Here is a 1261-nt window from a genome sequence, read left to right as displayed (position 1 = left end):
GTATCGCACCGGAGATCTGGCGCGCTGGCGCGCTGACGGCGCGCTCGACTATCTCGGCCGCATCGATCATCAGGTGAAGCTGCGCGGCTTCCGCATCGAGCTCGGCGAGATCGAGGCGGCGCTGTTGTCCCATCCTGGCGTCGAGCAGGCGGCCGTGGTGGTGCGCGACGACAGCGGCGAGCGGCGGCTGGTCGGCTACGTCACGACACGCGACAACGCGCCGTTCGAAGCGGAAGCGCTGCGGCGGCATCTGCAGACCACGCTGCCCGACCATATGGTGCCGTCGGCGATCGTCAGGCTCGACCGCCTGCCGCTGTCGCCGAACGGCAAGCTCGATCGTAACGCACTGCCGGCGCCGGAGTGGCAGGGCACAGGTGAGATCATCGCGCCACGCAATGCCACGGAAGAAGCCCTCGTCGCGATCTGGCGCGAGGTGCTCAAGCGCGAGTGCGTCTCCGTCACCGACAACTTCTTCGCGCTCGGCGGGGATTCGATCCAGTCGATCCAGGTGGTGGCGCGGGCCAAGCGGGCTGGGCTCAATCTGACGGCGCGGCAGGTGTTCGAGCAGCAGACGATCGCCGCACTTGCGGCGGTGGCGGGCGCTGCCACGGCGGCGACAGCGGAGCAGGGGCTGGTCACGGGCGAGGTGCCGCTGACGCCGATCCAGCACTGGTTGTTCGGACAAGAGCTGAAGGCGCCGCATCACTTCAACCAGGCGGTGTTGCTGAATGCGGATGCGGAGCTGACGCCTGCACGCGTGGCGCAGGCGCTGGGTCATCTGCTGCGCCATCACGATGCGCTGCGGCTGCGCTTCCATCGGGAGGAAGATGGCTGGCGGCAGCTGCACCAGGAGGGCGAGAGCGCGCTCGCAAGTGAGGCGATCGTTGAAGCCATTGATCTTTCCGCGCTTGGAGCGGATGCGCAAGCCTCAGCCTTGCGAGGTCATGCCGACCGGCTCCAGGCGAGCCTCGATCTGCAGGCCGGACCGTTGCTGCGCGCGGCCTTGTTCGATTTGGGATCGCAGGGCAAGCGGCTGCTTGTGATCATCCATCATCTGGTGGTGGACGGTGTGTCCTGGCGGATCCTGCTGGAGGATCTCTCCGCCGTGATCTCAGCCCTGCAACGGGGCGAGCCGGTCAGGCTGGCGGCGAAGACGACCTCGTTCAAAGCCTGGGCCGAACGGCTGGTGACGCATGCCGGCTCCGATACCTTGCAGGGTGAGCTGGCCTATTGGCAAGGGCACCCCTGGTCTGAGGCGGGG

General features: G+C 67.5%; 1 protein-coding gene. It reads left to right on the top strand.

Features of this window, described 5'->3' with window-relative positions; genetic code table 11:
- Positions 1–1261: condensation domain-containing protein (locus tag BRAS3843_RS27600; protein ID WP_035982986.1), on the top strand; the 1261-nt coding region annotated here is incomplete at both ends.

The sequence above is a fragment of the Bradyrhizobium sp. STM 3843 genome (assembly GCF_000239815.1).
Taxonomy (GTDB): domain Bacteria; phylum Pseudomonadota; class Alphaproteobacteria; order Rhizobiales; family Xanthobacteraceae; genus Bradyrhizobium.
The sequence above is the reverse complement of the archived record's forward strand: the minus strand, read 5'-3'. Positions and strand labels throughout refer to the sequence as shown.